This window comes from Salmonella sp. SJTUF14076, from assembly GCF_015534835.1.
Classification (GTDB): Bacteria; Pseudomonadota; Gammaproteobacteria; order Enterobacterales; family Enterobacteriaceae; genus Salmonella; species Salmonella enterica.
The window spans coordinates 3,182,837-3,197,773 of record NZ_CP064674.1 but is presented as its reverse complement, the minus strand read 5'-3'; the positions used below and the strand labels follow the sequence as shown (position 1 = coordinate 3,197,773).

Below are 14,937 nucleotides of genomic sequence, written 5' to 3'. Positions count from 1 at the left end.
TGTTTTTTATATCCTCTATAAAATATAATATCGCCGCGAAAATAATTATTCGCGACGCCGAAAATAAATGACATAAAAATTAGAAGTTATTTAAAAATAATGAATAGCTATTCACGGCATAAAGCGATAGCCAATTCCGGTTTCGGTAATAAAATGGCGTGGGCGGGTGGGATCTTGTTCCAGTTTCTGGCGTAAATGTCCCATATAGATGCGCAAATAGTGGCTATGCTCCACGGCGTTAGGGCCCCAGACCTGGTTTAATAACTGCCGTTGGGTTAATACCTTGCCGGCATTATTGAGTAATACCGCCAGCAGGCGGAACTCAATCGGCGTCAGATGGATTTCTTCGTCGCCACGGTGGATCAACCGTGCGGCGAGATCGACCGTCACGCCGGAAAAGCGGACGATCGGATCGGCGCAAGGGCTGGCGGCGTGCCGTCGCAGCGCGACACGCAAACGCGCCTGCAGCTCGCCAATGCCGAATGGCTTGCTCAGGTAATCATCAGCTCCGGCGTCAAGCGCGGCAATCTTATCGCTTTCTTCGCTGCGGGCGGAAAGGACAATCACCGGTATTGCGCTCCACTGACGCAGGTCGCGAATAAAATCGATTCCGTCGCCGTCCGGCAGGCCGAGATCGAGAATAATCAGATCGGGCTTTCGCGTGGCGGCTTCCAGTAAACCACGTTGTAATGTTTCAGCTTCATACACGCGCAGGCCGTCGCCTTCCAGCGCGGCGCGCAGAAAGCGGCGGATGGCCTGTTCATCTTCAACAATCAGAACGTTTGTCACATATCCTCATGAAAATCATCAAGTCCAGGTGGCTTTCCTTGCGGCAGCGTCACACGGAAACAGGCGCCGCCCTGCGGTCGATTATAGGCGGTAAGCGTGCCGCCGTGTACCTCTACGATAGCATGGCAAATCGCCAGCCCCAGCCCCACGCCGGGGACGGCGGACTCTTTGTTGCCGCGGGCGAATTTATCGAAAATCTTCTGTTCTTGCCCCGCAGGAATACCCGGCCCGTTATCCCAGACATCCAGTTGTAAACGATCGTCCTTAACCGCAGCATCAATGCCGATACTGGCCTGCGGCCCGGCGTACTTAACGGCGTTTTCCAGCAAGTTGATCAGGACGCGCTCAAATAAGGGGCCATCGACATGGATAAGCGTTAACTGTTGCGGCAGCGACAATGTAATCGGATGCAATAAACCCGGCTCTAACATCTGTAACGCGCTACCGACGACCTCTTCCAGCGTCAGCCACTCTTTTTTAAGATTAAACCCGCCGGACTGAATACGCGCCATATCCAGCAAATTATTCACCAGCCGGGTGGTGTTGAGAATATGCTGGCGGATTTCACTGGCCTGACGCGCGTGGGGCGATCCTGCGCTGGCTAAATCCAGCGTCAAAATTTCCGCCTGGCCGAACAATACCGTCAGCGGCGTGCGTAAATCATGCGACAGCGCCGCCAGCAGAGCGTTGCGAATACTTTCGCGCTCGCTGGCGAGACGCGCCTGTTCTTCGCTGGCGGTCAGCGTCAGTCGTTCCAGCGCGTTGGCGACAAGCAGAGTAAATGTTTCCAGCAGGCGTTGCTGCTCCGGCACCATTAACTGACGCAAATTACCCGGTTCGACGATAGCCAGACCGTACGTTTTATCGGCGCTTTTCAGCGGCAGGATTTGATAAGGCACGCCAGGGAGGGTATCGGTGCCTGCGCCGGCAGGCTGGCCTTTATCAAAACTCCAGCGCGCAATTGCGTCGTCCCACGGCGTCATGCCTTGCTGGTGGGTGAGAGGCAGCAACTTACCGTTAGTATCAGGTAATAAAATTTGGCTGCGCGCCTGAAACGTCGAGGCGATAAACCGCTCGCTGGTCGCGGCGATATCATGTTCGCTACGCCCGACGGCCAGCGCTTTAGACATTTCATATAAATGACGGGTACGCTGTTCCCGATAACGGGCGACGCGCGCCTGATAGCGCACCCCGGCAGTAAGATTGCCAATCACCAGACCAACCGTCAGCATCACGGCAAAGGTCAGCAAATACTGCACGTCCGAAACGGCGAGCGTACCGCGTGGCGCGATAAAAAAGAGATCGAAACTCGCCACGTTAATCACCGTCGCTACCACCGACGGCCAGCGTCCGTAAAGCAGCGCAATCACCACTACGCCCAGCAAATAGAGCATCACCAGATTGGCGGCGTCGAAGGTGACAAGCCACTGCATAGCGATAAGCGTGGTGATGGCGCAAAGCGCCACGGCGACCAGACAGCCCTGAATCTGCCCACGCCATTTCTCTTTAAAAGGTCGGTTATCAGGCGTTTGCGCCAACGCGCGGGCAGGCGGTTCTTCCAGCGCGACGATCACCTGATCGAGATCCGGCGCGCGTCTGGCAAGACGATCGGCGAAAGCGTCACGTCGCCACCAGCGTCGCGACGCCGGGCGGCCCATGACGATTTTCCCCAGATTATGTTCGCGGGCATAGCGCACGACCGCTTTCTCTTCGGCGGGATCGGACAGGGTGGCGGTTTCCGCGCCAAGCTCCTGCGCCAGGCGCAGCGCGCTTAAAATGGCCCGCCGTTGTTTTTCCGGTAAGCGGTGTAACGTTGGCGTTTCGACATAGACGGCGTGCCAGACGCTGCCGAGCCGGGAGGCCAGACGCGCTGCGGTACGCACCAGTTTTTCGCTGCCGGTGTTATGCCCGATACACAGTAAAATCGCATCGCGGGTATGCCATACTTTTTCTTCGCCCGGATGCGCGCGCCAGGCGCGCATCTGATCGTCCACGCGATCGGCTGTCCGGCGTAGCGCCAGCTCGCGGAGGGCGATCAGATTGCCCTTGCGGAAAAAATGTTCAATAGCGCGTTCCGCCTGACCGGCGATATACACTTTACCTTCGTTGAGCCGTTGGCGCAGATCGTCGGGCGGCAGATCGACCAGTACGACTTCATCAGCGGCATCAAAAAAGGGATCGGGGACGGTTTCGCGCACCTGAATCCCCGTGACGCCGCTCACCACATCATTCAGACTTTCCAGATGTTGTACATTCACGGTGGTGAAAACGTCGATTCCCGCTTCCAGCAGCTCTTCAATATCCTGCCAGCGTTTGGGATGGCGTGAGCCAGGCGCGTTACTGTGCGCCAGCTCATCCATTAAAATCAGCGCCGGACGCCGGGCGAGGGCGGCATCTAGGTCAAATTCGCGAATTTGCCGCCCCCGGTGCGAGTGACGTTTTGGCGGCAGAATGGTCAGCCCGTCAAGTAGCGCGGCGGTCTCTTTACGGCCATGTGTCTCTACCACGCCGATCACCACATCCAGCCCCTGCGCTCGCAGCCGCTGCGCTTGCGCCAGCATCGCCCAGGTTTTTCCGACGCCTGCGCAGGCGCCGAAGAAAATTTTCAACTTCCCCCGGTGGGGCGGGGGCGTTTGTTCCAACAAGCGATCCGGATCAGGACGCAAGGGTTCGTCGTTCATTTCGCTCTGTGTCCCTGTAGCGCATCCAGCGCCAGATTAAGCTCAACAATATTCACCACTGGTTGCCCAAGAAAGCTCGCCAGCGGCCTGTGCGTATATTCTGCAACCAGTTGCGCGACCTGTTCAACGGGAAGCTGGCGAGCCGCCGCCACGCGGGGGATTTGCCATGCCGCGGCGCCGGGCGTCAGATTATTATCCAGCCCGCTTGCCGACGCCGTCGCCAGCTCAACCGGAACCGCGGAACTCGCCTGGGGGTTAGCGGCGCGTAGCGCGGCGACGCGGGCCTGTATTTGCGCATCCAGTTCGGGATTGCTGGCGGCCAGGTTGCTTCCGCCCGACGCCAGTGGATTATAAGGCGTATCGGCGGTGGCGGAGGGCCGGCCATGAAAATAACCCGCGGCGGTAAACGATTGTCCGATAAGCGCTGAGCCGCGTATCACATTGTCTTTATGAATCAGCGAGCCATTAGCCTGCCAGGGAAACCACCACTGCCCCAGCGCCGTGGTCAGAAGCGGATACACGCCGCCGGTCAATAACAGCAGAAATAACATTGTCGAAAAAGCAGGACGTAAACCGATCATCATACACCTCACGCCAGACCCAGCAGGGTCAGCAGCACATCAATCACTTTGATACCAATAAACGGCACCACCAGACCACCCAGACCATAGATCCATAAATTACGGCGCAGCATGGCCGATGCGGAAAGCGGCTTATAACTCACGCCTTTTAATGCCAGCGGGATCAGAAAAATAATAATCAGGGCGTTAAAGATCACCGCGCTCAGAATGGCGGAGTTCGGCGAATGCAGCCCCATCACGTTGAGCGCGTTTAGCTGCGGATAGGTAGCGGCAAACGCGGCGGGAATAATGGCGAAATATTTCGCTACATCATTCGCGATACTGAAGGTGGTGAGCGAGCCGCGCGTCATCAGCATCTGCTTACCGATATGCACCACTTCAATCAACTTGGTCGGGTTAGAGTCCAGATCCACCATATTACCGGCTTCTTTCGCCGCCTGGGTGCCGGAGTTCATCGCCACCGCGACGTCAGCCTGCGCCAGCGCCGGGGCATCGTTAGTGCCGTCGCCGGTCATGGCGACCAGCCGTCCTTCCGCCTGATATTGACGGATCAGCGCCAGCTTGGCTTCCGGCGTGGCTTCGGCAAGAAAATCGTCCACACCGGCTTCGGCGGCAATCGCTGCCGCCGTCAGGCGGTTATCGCCAGTGATCATCACCGTTTTAATACCCATCTTTCGCAGCTGGGCGAAACGTTCTTTAATGCCGCCTTTAACGATATCCTTGAGGGCGATAACACCCAGTACGCGCGCGCCTTCCACGACCACCAGCGGCGTCGCGCCCAGACGCGCCACGTTCTCGACGTTTTGCTCGACATCGGCGGGAAAATGGCCGCCATTGCTCTCGACATGACGCCGAATCGCGTCCACCGAGCCTTTACGGATCATCCGGTTATCGATATTAATCCCGCTCATGCGGCTTTGCGCGGTAAACGGAACAAAGGTGGCATGAAGCGACTGCACATCGCGTTCACGCAGGTTAAAGCGCTGTTTGGCGAGGATCACAATGCTGCGGCCTTCCGGCGTTTCGTCGGCCAGCGAAGCGAGCTGCGCGGCGTCAGCCAGCGTGCGTTCGTCCACCCCTCGGGCGGGTATAAAATCGGACGCCTGGCGGTTGCCGAGCGTGATAGTGCCGGTTTTATCCAGCAGCAGCACGTCGACATCGCCCGCGGCTTCTACGGCGCGGCCGCTGGTGGCGATGACGTTCGCGCCCAACATTCGGCTCATTCCGGCTACGCCAATGGCGGAGAGTAGCCCGCCGATGGTGGTGGGGATCAGGCACACCAGCAACGCCACTAACACGGTGACGCTGACTGCGTTACCGCCCCAGGCGGAGAAGGGCCACAGGGTGGCGGTCGCCAGTAAAAAGACAATGGTCAGGGCAATGAGCAAAATCGTCAGGGCAATCTCGTTAGGCGTTTTCCGCCGCTGCGCGCCTTCCACCATCGCGATCATCCGGTCAAGAAAGGTTTCGCCAGGATTGACGCTACAGGCAATCACCAGCCAGTCGGAAAGAATTCGCGTGCCGCCGGTGACAGAGGCGAAATCGCCGCCGGACTCGCGGATCACGGGGGCGGATTCGCCGGTAATCGCACTTTCATCCACCGAGGCGCCGCCTTCGATGACCTCGCCATCGCAGGGAATAATATCGCCCGCTTTGACCAGGACAATGTCGCCTTTCCGCAGTTCAGCGGCGGGCACGTTATCGGCCTGCGCATCATGGCGCGGGGCGCGCAGCCGACGAGCGAACGCGGTCTTTTTCACTCCTTTCAGACTGTTTGCCTGGGCTTTGCTGCGGCCTTCCGCCAGCGCTTCGGCAAAATTGGCGAACAGTACGGTGAACCATAACCACAGACTGATAATCCCTGTAAACAGGGCGCTTCCCGCTATTTGTCCTGTTACCATAGCGAGCGTTAACAGAGTGGTTAGCACGCTGCCGGCCCAGACCACAAACATCACCGGGTTACGCCACTGGGCGCGTGGGCTTAATTTTTTTACGGCATCCGTTAGCGCCTGTACGAGTAAAACAGGTTCAAACAGCGCCAGTTGCTTGCGACTCATATCAATGTACTCCGCATCGCTCAAGGTAAAGAGAAATGTTCCGCTACCGGGCCAAGCGCCAGGGCAGGAATAAACGTCAGCGCGCCGACCAGCAGTACCGTGCCGATGAGCAGTCCAATAAATAGCGCGCCGTGGGTCGCCAGCGTTCCCTGACTGGCCGGCTGTACTTTTTTACTGACCAGCGATCCGGCGATGGCCATGACAGGAATAATCACGCCGAAACGGCCGACGAACATGCAGAACGCCAGCAAACAGTTCCAGAAAGGCGAGTTAGCGCTCAGACCCGCAAAGGCGCTACCGTTGTTGTTGGCGGCAGAGGAGACGGCATATAGCACTTCGCTAAAACCGTGCGGGCCAGGGTTCAGCATTGCGCTGCGTCCGGCATCCGTCATCATCGCCAGCGCCGAACCCAACAAGACCAGCATCGGCGTGACCAGAATCGCCAGCGCGGTCATTTTCATTTCGCGCACGTCGATTTTTTTCCCCAGATACTCCGGCGTGCGACCGATCATCAGCCCCGCGATAAACACCGCCAGCAGGACAAACAGCAACATGCCGTACAGCCCTGAACCGACGCCGCCAAAGACCACTTCGCCAATTTGCATCAGCCACATCGGCACCATACCGCCCAGGGCGGTAAACGAGTCGTGCATGGCATTTACCGCCCCGCAGGACGCCGCGGTCGTGACGACGGCAAACAGGCTGCTGGCCAGCACGCCAAAGCGTGTTTCTTTACCCTCCATGTTGACGCTACTGTCCGCGCCTGCCGCTAACAGATGTGGATTTCCCTGAACTTCCGCCCACATCACTACCGCTACGCAGACCACAAAAATGCATGACATCGCCCACAGTAGCGCGTGTCCCTGACGGCGATCGCCCGCCGCTTCGCCAAAGGCGAAACAGAGCGCGGCTGGAATCAAAAATATCGCCAGCATCTGCGCCAGATTAGTGAGCGCGGTAGGGTTTTCGAACGGATGCGAAGAGTTGGCGTTAAAGAAACCGCCGCCGTTGGTGCCAAGCATTTTGATCGCCTCCTGCGAAGCAACCGGCCCCATCGGCAAGAGTTGTTTAGCGCCTTCAAGGGTGGTGATGGGCTGATAAGCCGACAGGTTTTGCAGTACGCCTTGTTGGATAAAAAACAGCGCGATAATTAATGCGACAGGAAATAATATCCATAGCGTAATGCGTACCAGATCCTGCCAGGCATTACCCAGCGTGTGCACATTCTGGCGCGTAAAGGCGCGGATAAGCGCAAAAACCACCGCAATCCCGGTCGCCGCCGACAGGAAATTTTGCACCGTCAGCCCGGCCATCTGGCTAAAGTAGCTCAGCGTGCTTTCGCCGCTGTAGGCTTGCCAGTTGGTATTGGTGACAAAGCTGACGGCGGTATTCAGCGCCAGATCCCAGGACAGACCCGGTAGCCGCTGCGGATTTAAGGGCAACCACTCCTGCCAGAATAGCAGGCAAAACAGGATGCCCAGTCCCAGCAGATTGAGCGTCAGTAGCGCCAGTAAATACTGACGCCAGTTCATTTCGTGGTCGGTAATGCCAAGAGTCCGCCAGAGGATACGCTCAACGCCAGCCACGCCCGGCAACGGAACGGCGGCGATGAGCCTTGCCAGGCCCGAACCCAATGGTTTCGCCAGTACCAATAAAATCAGTAAAAAACTGGCGATCAGTAAAAATCCTTGCGCGGCCATCAGAACGCCTCCGCATTAATCAGGGCATAGACCAGATAACCTAAAAGTAAGAAAACCAGCACGATGCCGGTTATCACGCCTGCACTCACAGAGCACCTCCAGTGGCATTGTTTTACTCCTGAGAAAGGTAATTTTTTGGCTGCAAAGATTTCGCAAAAATTGGCGGGCGGAGTGTAAAAAAAGTATAAAAATGGCAAAGACCATTATTTAACTAATGGTTAGTATTAATTTAACCTTTTTGTAACTAATTTACGCTTTGAATGTAAATCTGCTGGAAAAGCGTGAAAATAAGTGGTCGGATGAGTAGTAAAATTACACCGAAAGCGGTACTATTTTAATCAGGTAACGAGGTTCAATTTTTCGGTGCTATTCACCGATTCAATCTATACCGGGGCGGGTAGCGTCGGTATAAAGGGGGGAAACGTATGGAACACTATAAAGACTATCCGGCGCATGTCATTTTTGCCCGTCGTGCTTTCGCGGTGACCGCAGGCGTGCTGGCGTTGCCGGTGATGCTCTTCTGGAAAGACCGCGCGCGTTTTTATAGTTATCTGCACCGTGTCTGGTCGAAAACCAGTGATAAACCGGTATGGATGGCGCAGGCTGAAAAAGCCACCTGCGACTTTTATTAATCGCGACCAGCCTGAAAAACCGTCAGCCGCCACGCTGGCGGTTTTTTTATGCGCCAGGGTCTACACTGTTTAACGCTATTCGCCGTGACGTTTCATCTTTCAGGAGTTGTATGCCCACCCATTTAGTCTGGTTCAGGCGCGATCTGCGTTTACAGGATAACCTTGCGCTGGCCGCCGCCTGCCGCGATGCATCCGCGCGGGTGCTGGCGCTTTATATTTCCACCCCCGCCCAGTGGCAGGCCCATGATATGGCGCCGCGGCAGGCGGCATTCATCAGCGCGCAGCTCAATGCGCTACAGACGGCCCTTGCAGAGAAAGGGATTCCGCTGCTGTTTCATGAAGTGGCGGATTTTAACGCCAGTATTGAGACGGTTAAAAACGTTTGCCGGCAGCATGACGTCAGCCATCTGTTTTATAACTATCAGTATGAGTTTAACGAGCGTCAGCGTGATGCGGCGGTGGAAAAAACGCTGCCATCTGTCATCTGCGAAGGCTTTGACGATAGCGTGATTCTGGCGCCCGGCGCGGTGATGACCAGCAATCATGAAATGTATAAAGTTTTTACGCCGTTTAAAAACGCCTGGTTGAAACGGCTAAAAGAGGATATCCCGCCGTGCGTTCCGGCCCCGAAGATCCGGGTGAGCGGCGCGCTTTCTATACCCTTAACGCCAGTCTCGCTTAACTACCCGCAACAGGCGTTTGACGCCGCGCTTTTCCCGGTGGAAGAAAACGCGGTCATCGCGCAGCTACGTCAGTTTTGCGCGCAGGGCGCAGACGAGTATGCGTCACGGCGCGATTTCCCTGCGGTTGACGGCACCAGTCGGCTTTCCGCCAGCCTGGCGACGGGGGGCCTGTCGCCGCGACAGTGCCTGCACCGATTACTGGCGGAGCAGCCGCAGGCACTGGACGGCGGGCCGGGAAGCGTCTGGTTGAATGAGCTCATCTGGCGGGAATTTTACCGTCATTTAATGACCTGGTATCCGGCATTATGCAAACACCAGCCGTTTATCCGCTGGACAAAACGCGTCGCGTGGCAGGAGAACCCGCACTATTTTCAGGCATGGCAGAAAGGCGAAACCGGTTATCCCATTGTCGATGCGGCGATGCGCCAGCTTAACGCGACGGGCTGGATGCATAACCGTTTACGCATGATTACCGCCAGCTTTCTGGTAAAAGATCTGTTGATTGACTGGCGGTTGGGGGAGCGCTATTTCATGTCGCAGCTTATTGACGGCGATCTTGCCGCCAATAATGGCGGCTGGCAGTGGGCCGCTTCAACCGGTACCGATGCCGCGCCTTATTTTCGTATTTTTAATCCCACGGCTCAGGGAGAGAGGTTCGATCGCGACGGCGAATTTATCCGCCAGTGGCTACCGGCATTACGCGATATCCCTGGAAAAGCGATTCACGAGCCGTGGCGGTGGGCGGAAAAAGCGGGAGTCGTGCTTGATTATCCTCGGCCTATTGTGGAACACAAACAGGCGAGAATCGCGACGCTTTCCGCCTATGAGGCGGCGAGAAAAGGGGCGTGATACAGGCCCGGTAGCGCAAACTACCGGGCATTCTGCTATCAGGATTCGACGGCCAGCGAGCGGCTTTTGAATTTGAAGGACTGATACAGCCAAATCAGCAGGACAACCCCTACGCAGGCTAACGCGCCCCAGGTGATCTGTTCAAAAACATCCACATAGGCGTTGATGGCGTAATTAACCGCGCCGCTCGCGTCGAAGGCGCTTTGCGAGGTCTGGTCAGCGATGACGCCTGCCAGATAGTTAGCTATCGCGCCGGACAGCAGCATATAAATTCCGGTTAATACGCCGGTGACGCCGGGGATATCAATGCGCGTAATTTGCGACATGGCGACCGGGTCGATAAACAGCTCGGCAAAGCCCATCACCGCCAGTCCCAGCACCATTAGCGGCATTGAAGAGTGTCCGTAAGCGGCGGACCAGCGTGCGCTCAGGGTCAGAATACAGAATCCGGCGCTCATCAGACCGAGACCCAGTGCGAATTTGCCCCAGATACGCACGGTGCGATTACCGCTTACGCTCTCTTTAACCAGCCAGGCCAGGACAACCCCACACAGCATCACGGCAAAGGCGTTCACCGACTGGAACATGGCGGTAGGAACGGAATAGCCCAGAATATCGCGGTTCACAAAGCGGTCGATATACAGGCTGATAGAACTGCCGCCCTGCTGGGCAAACGCCCAGAACAGCATACTGAACAGGGTCAGGGTGACAATCAGCCCCAGTTCTTTGCGTTGTTTTGTCGTTTGCGCCTGGCGGTAAATTTTTGCCAGCACGACCAGGCCGATCGCGGTCGCCACGATTAAGGCATAGACAGACCATTCTTTCCAGAACAGAACGGTAATCAGCAACGGCGCCGCTACCAGCAGAATTAACAGCCAGCCCCAGTTCGGCAGCAGGTAGTTTCTGGCGCACAACACGGCTTTATTCACGCCGGTGGTGTGGGTGAAATGACGATTTCCACACAGGAAGATCACCAGCCCCGCCAGCATACCAATGGCGGCGAGCGCAAAGCCCATCGCCCAACTGTACTCCTCTTGCACATAGCCGCAGGCGATAGGCGCCACGATCGAACCAATATTGCCCGCTGCGTAAAGCAGCGAGAACCCGCCGTCGCGGCGCGGATCTTCCGGCTGGTACAGTTCGCCCAGCAGGCAGCTAATATTCGATTTAAACAGGCCGTAGCCGCAGACAATGATCGCCAGCGACAGATAAAGGAATGTCGGCGCGATCTCACTGGCGCCCAGCACTAAATGACCGATCGCCATTAAAAATGCGCCCAACATGACTGCCATTCGGTTGCCAAGCACCTTATCCGCCAGATAGCCGCCAAGAATCGGCGTTACGTAGACCAGCGAACAATAAGCGCTGAATAACTCATAGGCGTGGTTATCGTCGTATTTTAGCTGATTGGTGAGATAAAGAATCAGTAGGGCGCGCATACCATAAAAGCTGAAGTACTCCCAAATTTGCAGAGCGACAACGTAGTAAATAGCGCGGGGTTGAGATGCTTGTTTATTCATCGTATTTCCGGGATAGAGGCGCTGCGGCAAGAAAGCGGCATTCTTTGATAATGCCTTTCTTTGTGGACTTATTAAGCCTGCCACATCGCCGTGTTTCCTTAAAGTTACCAACATGATACAGAACTGATTTTTTCTGCAATATGCGTTCTGATTGCATAAATATACATGAAACCGATCGTGTTTTGCTAAGTAATTTGCGCCACACCCGGGGGTGATTGTTTCTTGATGTGTCAAACAAATGTTTATCGACGAACGGCTAGCGGGAGGCTATGTTAACGGAGGCTGAACCCGTAACGGGAAAGTAGAACGTGGGTTAAAGGGAGCGATGATGAAAAACACCGAGCTGGAACAACTGATTAACGACAAGCTGAACAGTGCGGCAATAAGCGATTATGCGCCGAATGGTTTACAGGTCGAAGGAAAAGAGACGGTACAGAAAATCGTTACCGGCGTGACCGCAAGTCAGGCGCTGCTCGATGAGGCGGTGCGTTTGCAGGCCGATGCGGTCATTGTTCATCATGGTTACTTCTGGAAAGGCGAGTCTCCGGTTATTCGCGGCATGAAACGCCGTCGCTTAAAAACGTTACTGGCAAATGATATTAACCTTTACGGTTGGCATCTGCCGCTGGATGCGCATCCTGAGCTGGGCAACAATGCGCAGTTGGCGGCGCTATTGGGCATTACCGTGAAAGGAGAAATTGAGCCGCTGGTGCCGTGGGGAGAGCTCTCAATGCCGGTGCCAGGGCTGGAACTGGCCTCATGGATTGAAGCGCGTCTGGGGCGTAAACCGCTATGGTGCGGCGATACCGGGCCAGAGAATGTGCAGCGTGTCGCCTGGTGTACCGGCGGCGGGCAAAGTTTTATTGATAGCGCCGCCCGCTTCGGCGTGGATGCTTTTATTACCGGCGAGGTGTCTGAACAGACCATTCATTCCGCGCGCGAACAGGGGCTGCATTTTTATGCCGCCGGGCACCATGCCACTGAACGCGGCGGTATTCGCGCCCTGAGCGAATGGTTGAACGAAAACACGGCGTTGGATGTGACGTTTATTGATATCCCTAACCCGGCATAACTGAGAGGCAATAAAGTGCAGCGAGCGCGTTGTTATCTGTTAGGCGAAACGGCGGTCGTCCTGGAACTTGAACCGCCGATTACGCTGGCGAGCCAGAAACGCATCTGGCGTCTGACGCAGCGTCTGGTCGATATGCCGAACGTGGTGGAAGCCATTCCCGGGATGAACAATATCACCGTGATCTTGCGGGAACCGCAAACCCTGGCGCTGGATGCGATTGAGCGTCTGCAGCGCTGGTGGGAAGAGAGCGAGGCGCTGGAGCCGGACTCGCGTTCGGTTGAGATCCCGGTGATCTATGGCGGCGCAGGCGGGCCGGATCTGGCGGCGGTGGCACGGCACAGCGGTTTGAGTGAAAAGCAGGTCGTGGAGCTACATGCCTCCGTTGAGTATGTCGTCTGGTTTTTAGGCTTTCAGCCTGGCTTTCCCTATCTTGGGAATTTACCAGAACCGCTCCATATGCCCAGACGCGCGGAGCCGCGCCTGCAGGTTCCGGCCGGTTCTGTCGGCATCGGCGGCGCGCAGACGGGGATTTATCCATTATCCACGCCGGGCGGCTGGCAGCTGATCGGCCTCACGCCGTTGAAGTTATTCGATCCGATGCGGGAGCCCCCGGTTCTGCTACGCCCTGGCGATAGCGTACGCTTTGTGCCGCAAAAGGAGGGAATATGCTGAATATTATTCGCGCGGGGATTTACACCTCCGTGCAGGATAGCGGGCGTCACGGCTTTCGTCAGTCGGGGCTGAGTCACTGTGGCGCGCTGGATAAACCCGCCTTTCAGACCGCTAATCTCCTGGTCGGGAACGATGCGAATGCCCCGGCGCTGGAAATCACTCTCGGCCAACTGGTTGTCGAATTTGAAAATGAGACCTGGTTCGCTCTTACCGGCGCAGGCTGCGAGGCGCAGTTGGATGATCAACCGGTCTGGACCGGCTGGCGATTGCCGGTAAAAGCGGGTCAGCGTCTTACGCTGCATCGACCACTTCACGGGATGCGTAGCTATCTGGCGGTGGCGGGCGGTATTGCTGTGCCGGAGGTGATGGGATCGTGTAGTACCGATCTGAAGTCCGGCATCGGTGGGCTGGAAGGACGGCTGCTAAAAGATGGCGATCGGCTGGCGACGGGTAAACCATCGCGACAGTTTAGCGGGCCGCAGGGCGTGAAGCAGTTACTGTGGGGGAATCGCATTCGTGCGCTGCCGGGGCCGGAATACCGTGAGTTCGATCGCGCCTCGCAAGAAGCGTTCTGGCGTTCGCCGTGGCAGCTCAGTCCGCAAAGTAATCGCATGGGCTATCGTTTGCAGGGACAATCGTTAACGCGGACAACGGATCGCGAACTGTTGTCGCACGGTTTGCTGCCCGGTGTCGTACAGGTGCCTTACAACGGTCAACCTATTGTGCTAATGAATGATGCCCAGACAACTGGCGGCTATCCGCGCATTGCCTGCATCATCGAGGCAGATATGTACCATCTGGCGCAGATCCCGCTAGGACAACCGATCCATTTTGTGCAATGTTCGCTGGAGGAGGCGCTCAACGCGCGCCGCGAGCGTCAGCGCTATCTGGAACAGCTTACCTGGCGACTTCAGCATGAACATTGATTTAAATGCGGATTTGGGCGAAGGTTGCGCCAGCGACAGCGAATTATTAACGCTGGTCTCCTCCGCCAATATCGCCTGTGGTTTTCACGCCGGTGATGCGCAAACCATGCTGACCTGCGTGCGCGAGGCGCTGAAAAACGGCGTGGCGATCGGCGCGCATCCCAGCTTTCCGGATCGGGATAATTTTGGGCGGACGGCGATGGTTTTGCCGCCGGAAACGGTATACGCCCAGACGCTGTACCAAATCGGCGCGCTGGGGGCGATTGTCCAGGCGCAAGGCGGCGTGATGCGCCATGTCAAACCGCACGGTATGCTCTATAACCAGGCGGCGAAAGATCCTCATCTGGCACAGGCGATTGCGAAAGCGGTACACGACTATGATCCGTCACTGATACTGGTTGGACTGGCGGGAAGCGAGCTGATCCGGGCCGGTGAACGCCATCGCCTGGTGACGCGGCAGGAGGTGTTTGCCGATCGCGGCTATCAGGCCGACGGTAGCCTGGTGCCGCGCACGCAACCTGGCGCGCTGATTCACAACGAAGGACAGGCGCTGGCGCAAACGCTGGATATGGTGCAAGCCGGGAGAGTGAAAAGCGTTACTGGCGTGTGGACGACTGTCACGGCGCAAACGGTGTGCATTCATGGCGACGGCGAGTATGCGCTTGCATTCGCACGCAGGCTACGCGCCGCGTTCAATGCGCGTAATATACACGTTATTGCCTGAGAGCCCGACGATTGAAGCTATTATATTACGGCTGTGGATGTTCATTATGGT

The 14,937-nt window shown here is 56.6% G+C and carries 13 protein-coding genes; 6 read left to right on the top strand and 7 right to left on the bottom strand.

The window, feature by feature from the left end:
* Nucleotides 1-111: 111 nt before the first annotated feature.
* From kdpE to kdpF, 6 genes are read right to left on the bottom strand one after another with little or no spacing between them, the layout of a single operon-like run.
* Entirely contained in the window at nt 112-789 is a 678-nt protein-coding gene (gene kdpE, locus HU143_RS15600) for a two-component system response regulator KdpE (RefSeq protein WP_000186053.1), read from the bottom strand.
* Nucleotides 786-3,470: a two-component system sensor histidine kinase KdpD gene (gene kdpD, locus HU143_RS15595; protein ID WP_023227636.1), complete on the bottom strand. Its 2,685-nt coding sequence runs from the start codon at nt 3,468-3,470 to the stop codon at nt 786-788. The genes kdpE and kdpD overlap by 4 nt, the downstream gene beginning before the upstream one ends.
* Complete coding sequence (gene kdpC / locus HU143_RS15590) at nt 3,467-4,051, bottom strand: potassium-transporting ATPase subunit KdpC (protein WP_001531408.1); 585 nt, start codon at nt 4,049-4,051, stop codon at nt 3,467-3,469. The genes kdpD and kdpC overlap by 4 nt, the downstream gene beginning before the upstream one ends.
* An 8-nt stretch (nt 4,052-4,059) precedes the next feature.
* Complete coding sequence (kdpB, locus tag HU143_RS15585; protein ID WP_000088026.1) at nt 4,060-6,108, bottom strand: potassium-transporting ATPase subunit KdpB; 2,049 nt, start codon at nt 6,106-6,108, stop codon at nt 4,060-4,062.
* Nucleotides 6,109-6,128: 20 nt separating this feature from the next.
* Nucleotides 6,129-7,808, bottom strand: coding sequence for a potassium-transporting ATPase subunit KdpA (gene kdpA, locus HU143_RS15580; protein ID WP_064441701.1), 1,680 nt, complete (start codon nt 7,806-7,808; stop codon nt 6,129-6,131).
* Nucleotides 7,808-7,897 (bottom strand): K(+)-transporting ATPase subunit F, encoded by a 90-nt coding sequence (gene kdpF / locus HU143_RS15575; RefSeq protein ID WP_001670793.1) that lies wholly within the window; start codon nt 7,895-7,897, stop codon nt 7,808-7,810. Before kdpF ends, kdpA begins: the two co-directional genes overlap by 1 nt.
* Nucleotides 7,898-8,233: 336 nt before the next feature.
* Between kdpF and HU143_RS15570 the strand changes: the two genes are divergently transcribed.
* Together HU143_RS15570 and phrB are read left to right on the top strand one after the other, a co-directional pair.
* Nucleotides 8,234-8,440, top strand: a complete 207-nt coding sequence (locus tag HU143_RS15570; RefSeq protein ID WP_000401435.1) for a YbfA family protein — start codon at nt 8,234-8,236, stop codon at nt 8,438-8,440.
* Between the two features lie 110 nt (nt 8,441-8,550).
* Nucleotides 8,551-9,972 carry a deoxyribodipyrimidine photo-lyase gene (gene phrB / locus HU143_RS15565; RefSeq protein WP_023227634.1) on the top strand — a complete coding sequence of 474 codons (1,422 nt, stop codon included), beginning with the start codon at nt 8,551-8,553 and terminating at the stop codon, nt 9,970-9,972.
* Nucleotides 9,973-10,010: 38 nt separating this feature from the next.
* On the opposite strand, the gene HU143_RS15560 is transcribed toward phrB, so the two are convergent.
* The gene (locus HU143_RS15560) at nt 10,011-11,492 is read right to left on the bottom strand and encodes an MFS transporter (RefSeq protein ID WP_023227633.1); all 1,482 of its coding nucleotides are present in this window, start codon (nt 11,490-11,492) and stop codon (nt 10,011-10,013) included.
* Between the two features lie 328 nt (nt 11,493-11,820).
* Between HU143_RS15560 and ybgI the strand changes: the two genes are divergently transcribed.
* Genes ybgI through pxpA form a run of 4 tightly spaced genes read left to right on the top strand, consistent with a single transcriptional unit; the run spans nt 11,821 to nt 14,886 of the window.
* A complete protein-coding gene (gene ybgI, locus HU143_RS15555) occupies nt 11,821-12,564 on the top strand; it encodes a radiation resistance protein YbgI (RefSeq protein ID WP_000798844.1) in 744 nt (247 codons plus the stop codon).
* A 15-nt stretch (nt 12,565-12,579) separates the two neighbouring features.
* On the top strand, nt 12,580-13,236 hold the full coding sequence (gene pxpB / locus HU143_RS15550) for a 5-oxoprolinase subunit PxpB (protein ID WP_001188371.1): 657 nt from the start codon (nt 12,580-12,582) through the stop codon (nt 13,234-13,236).
* The gene (pxpC, locus tag HU143_RS15545) at nt 13,230-14,162 is read left to right on the top strand and encodes a 5-oxoprolinase subunit PxpC (RefSeq protein ID WP_000932044.1); all 933 of its coding nucleotides are present in this window, start codon (nt 13,230-13,232) and stop codon (nt 14,160-14,162) included. The genes pxpB and pxpC overlap by 7 nt, the downstream gene beginning before the upstream one ends.
* Nucleotides 14,152-14,886, top strand: coding sequence for a 5-oxoprolinase subunit PxpA (gene pxpA / locus HU143_RS15540; RefSeq protein ID WP_023227632.1), 735 nt, complete (start codon nt 14,152-14,154; stop codon nt 14,884-14,886). The genes pxpC and pxpA overlap by 11 nt, the downstream gene beginning before the upstream one ends.
* The last annotated feature ends 51 nt before the right edge of the window (nt 14,887-14,937 follow it).

Excerpts from the sequence above, each read along its gene's own strand:
- kdpD (WP_023227636.1), bottom strand. The coding sequence starts at position 3,470 with ATGAACGACGAACCCTTGCGTCCTGATCCGGATCGCTTGTTGGAACAA.
- kdpC (WP_001531408.1), bottom strand. The coding sequence starts at position 4,051 with ATGATCGGTTTACGTCCTGCTTTTTCGACAATGTTATTTCTGCTGTTA.
- kdpB (WP_000088026.1), bottom strand. The coding sequence starts at position 6,108 with ATGAGTCGCAAGCAACTGGCGCTGTTTGAACCTGTTTTACTCGTACAG.
- kdpA (WP_064441701.1), bottom strand. The coding sequence starts at position 7,808 with ATGGCCGCGCAAGGATTTTTACTGATCGCCAGTTTTTTACTGATTTTA.
- HU143_RS15570 (WP_000401435.1), top strand. The coding sequence starts at position 8,234 with ATGGAACACTATAAAGACTATCCGGCGCATGTCATTTTTGCCCGTCGT.
- phrB (WP_023227634.1), top strand. The coding sequence starts at position 8,551 with ATGCCCACCCATTTAGTCTGGTTCAGGCGCGATCTGCGTTTACAGGAT.
- HU143_RS15560 (WP_023227633.1), bottom strand. The coding sequence starts at position 11,492 with ATGAATAAACAAGCATCTCAACCCCGCGCTATTTACTACGTTGTCGCT.
- ybgI (WP_000798844.1), top strand. The coding sequence starts at position 11,821 with ATGAAAAACACCGAGCTGGAACAACTGATTAACGACAAGCTGAACAGT.
- pxpC (WP_000932044.1), top strand. The coding sequence starts at position 13,230 with ATGCTGAATATTATTCGCGCGGGGATTTACACCTCCGTGCAGGATAGC.
- pxpA (WP_023227632.1), top strand. The coding sequence starts at position 14,152 with ATGAACATTGATTTAAATGCGGATTTGGGCGAAGGTTGCGCCAGCGAC.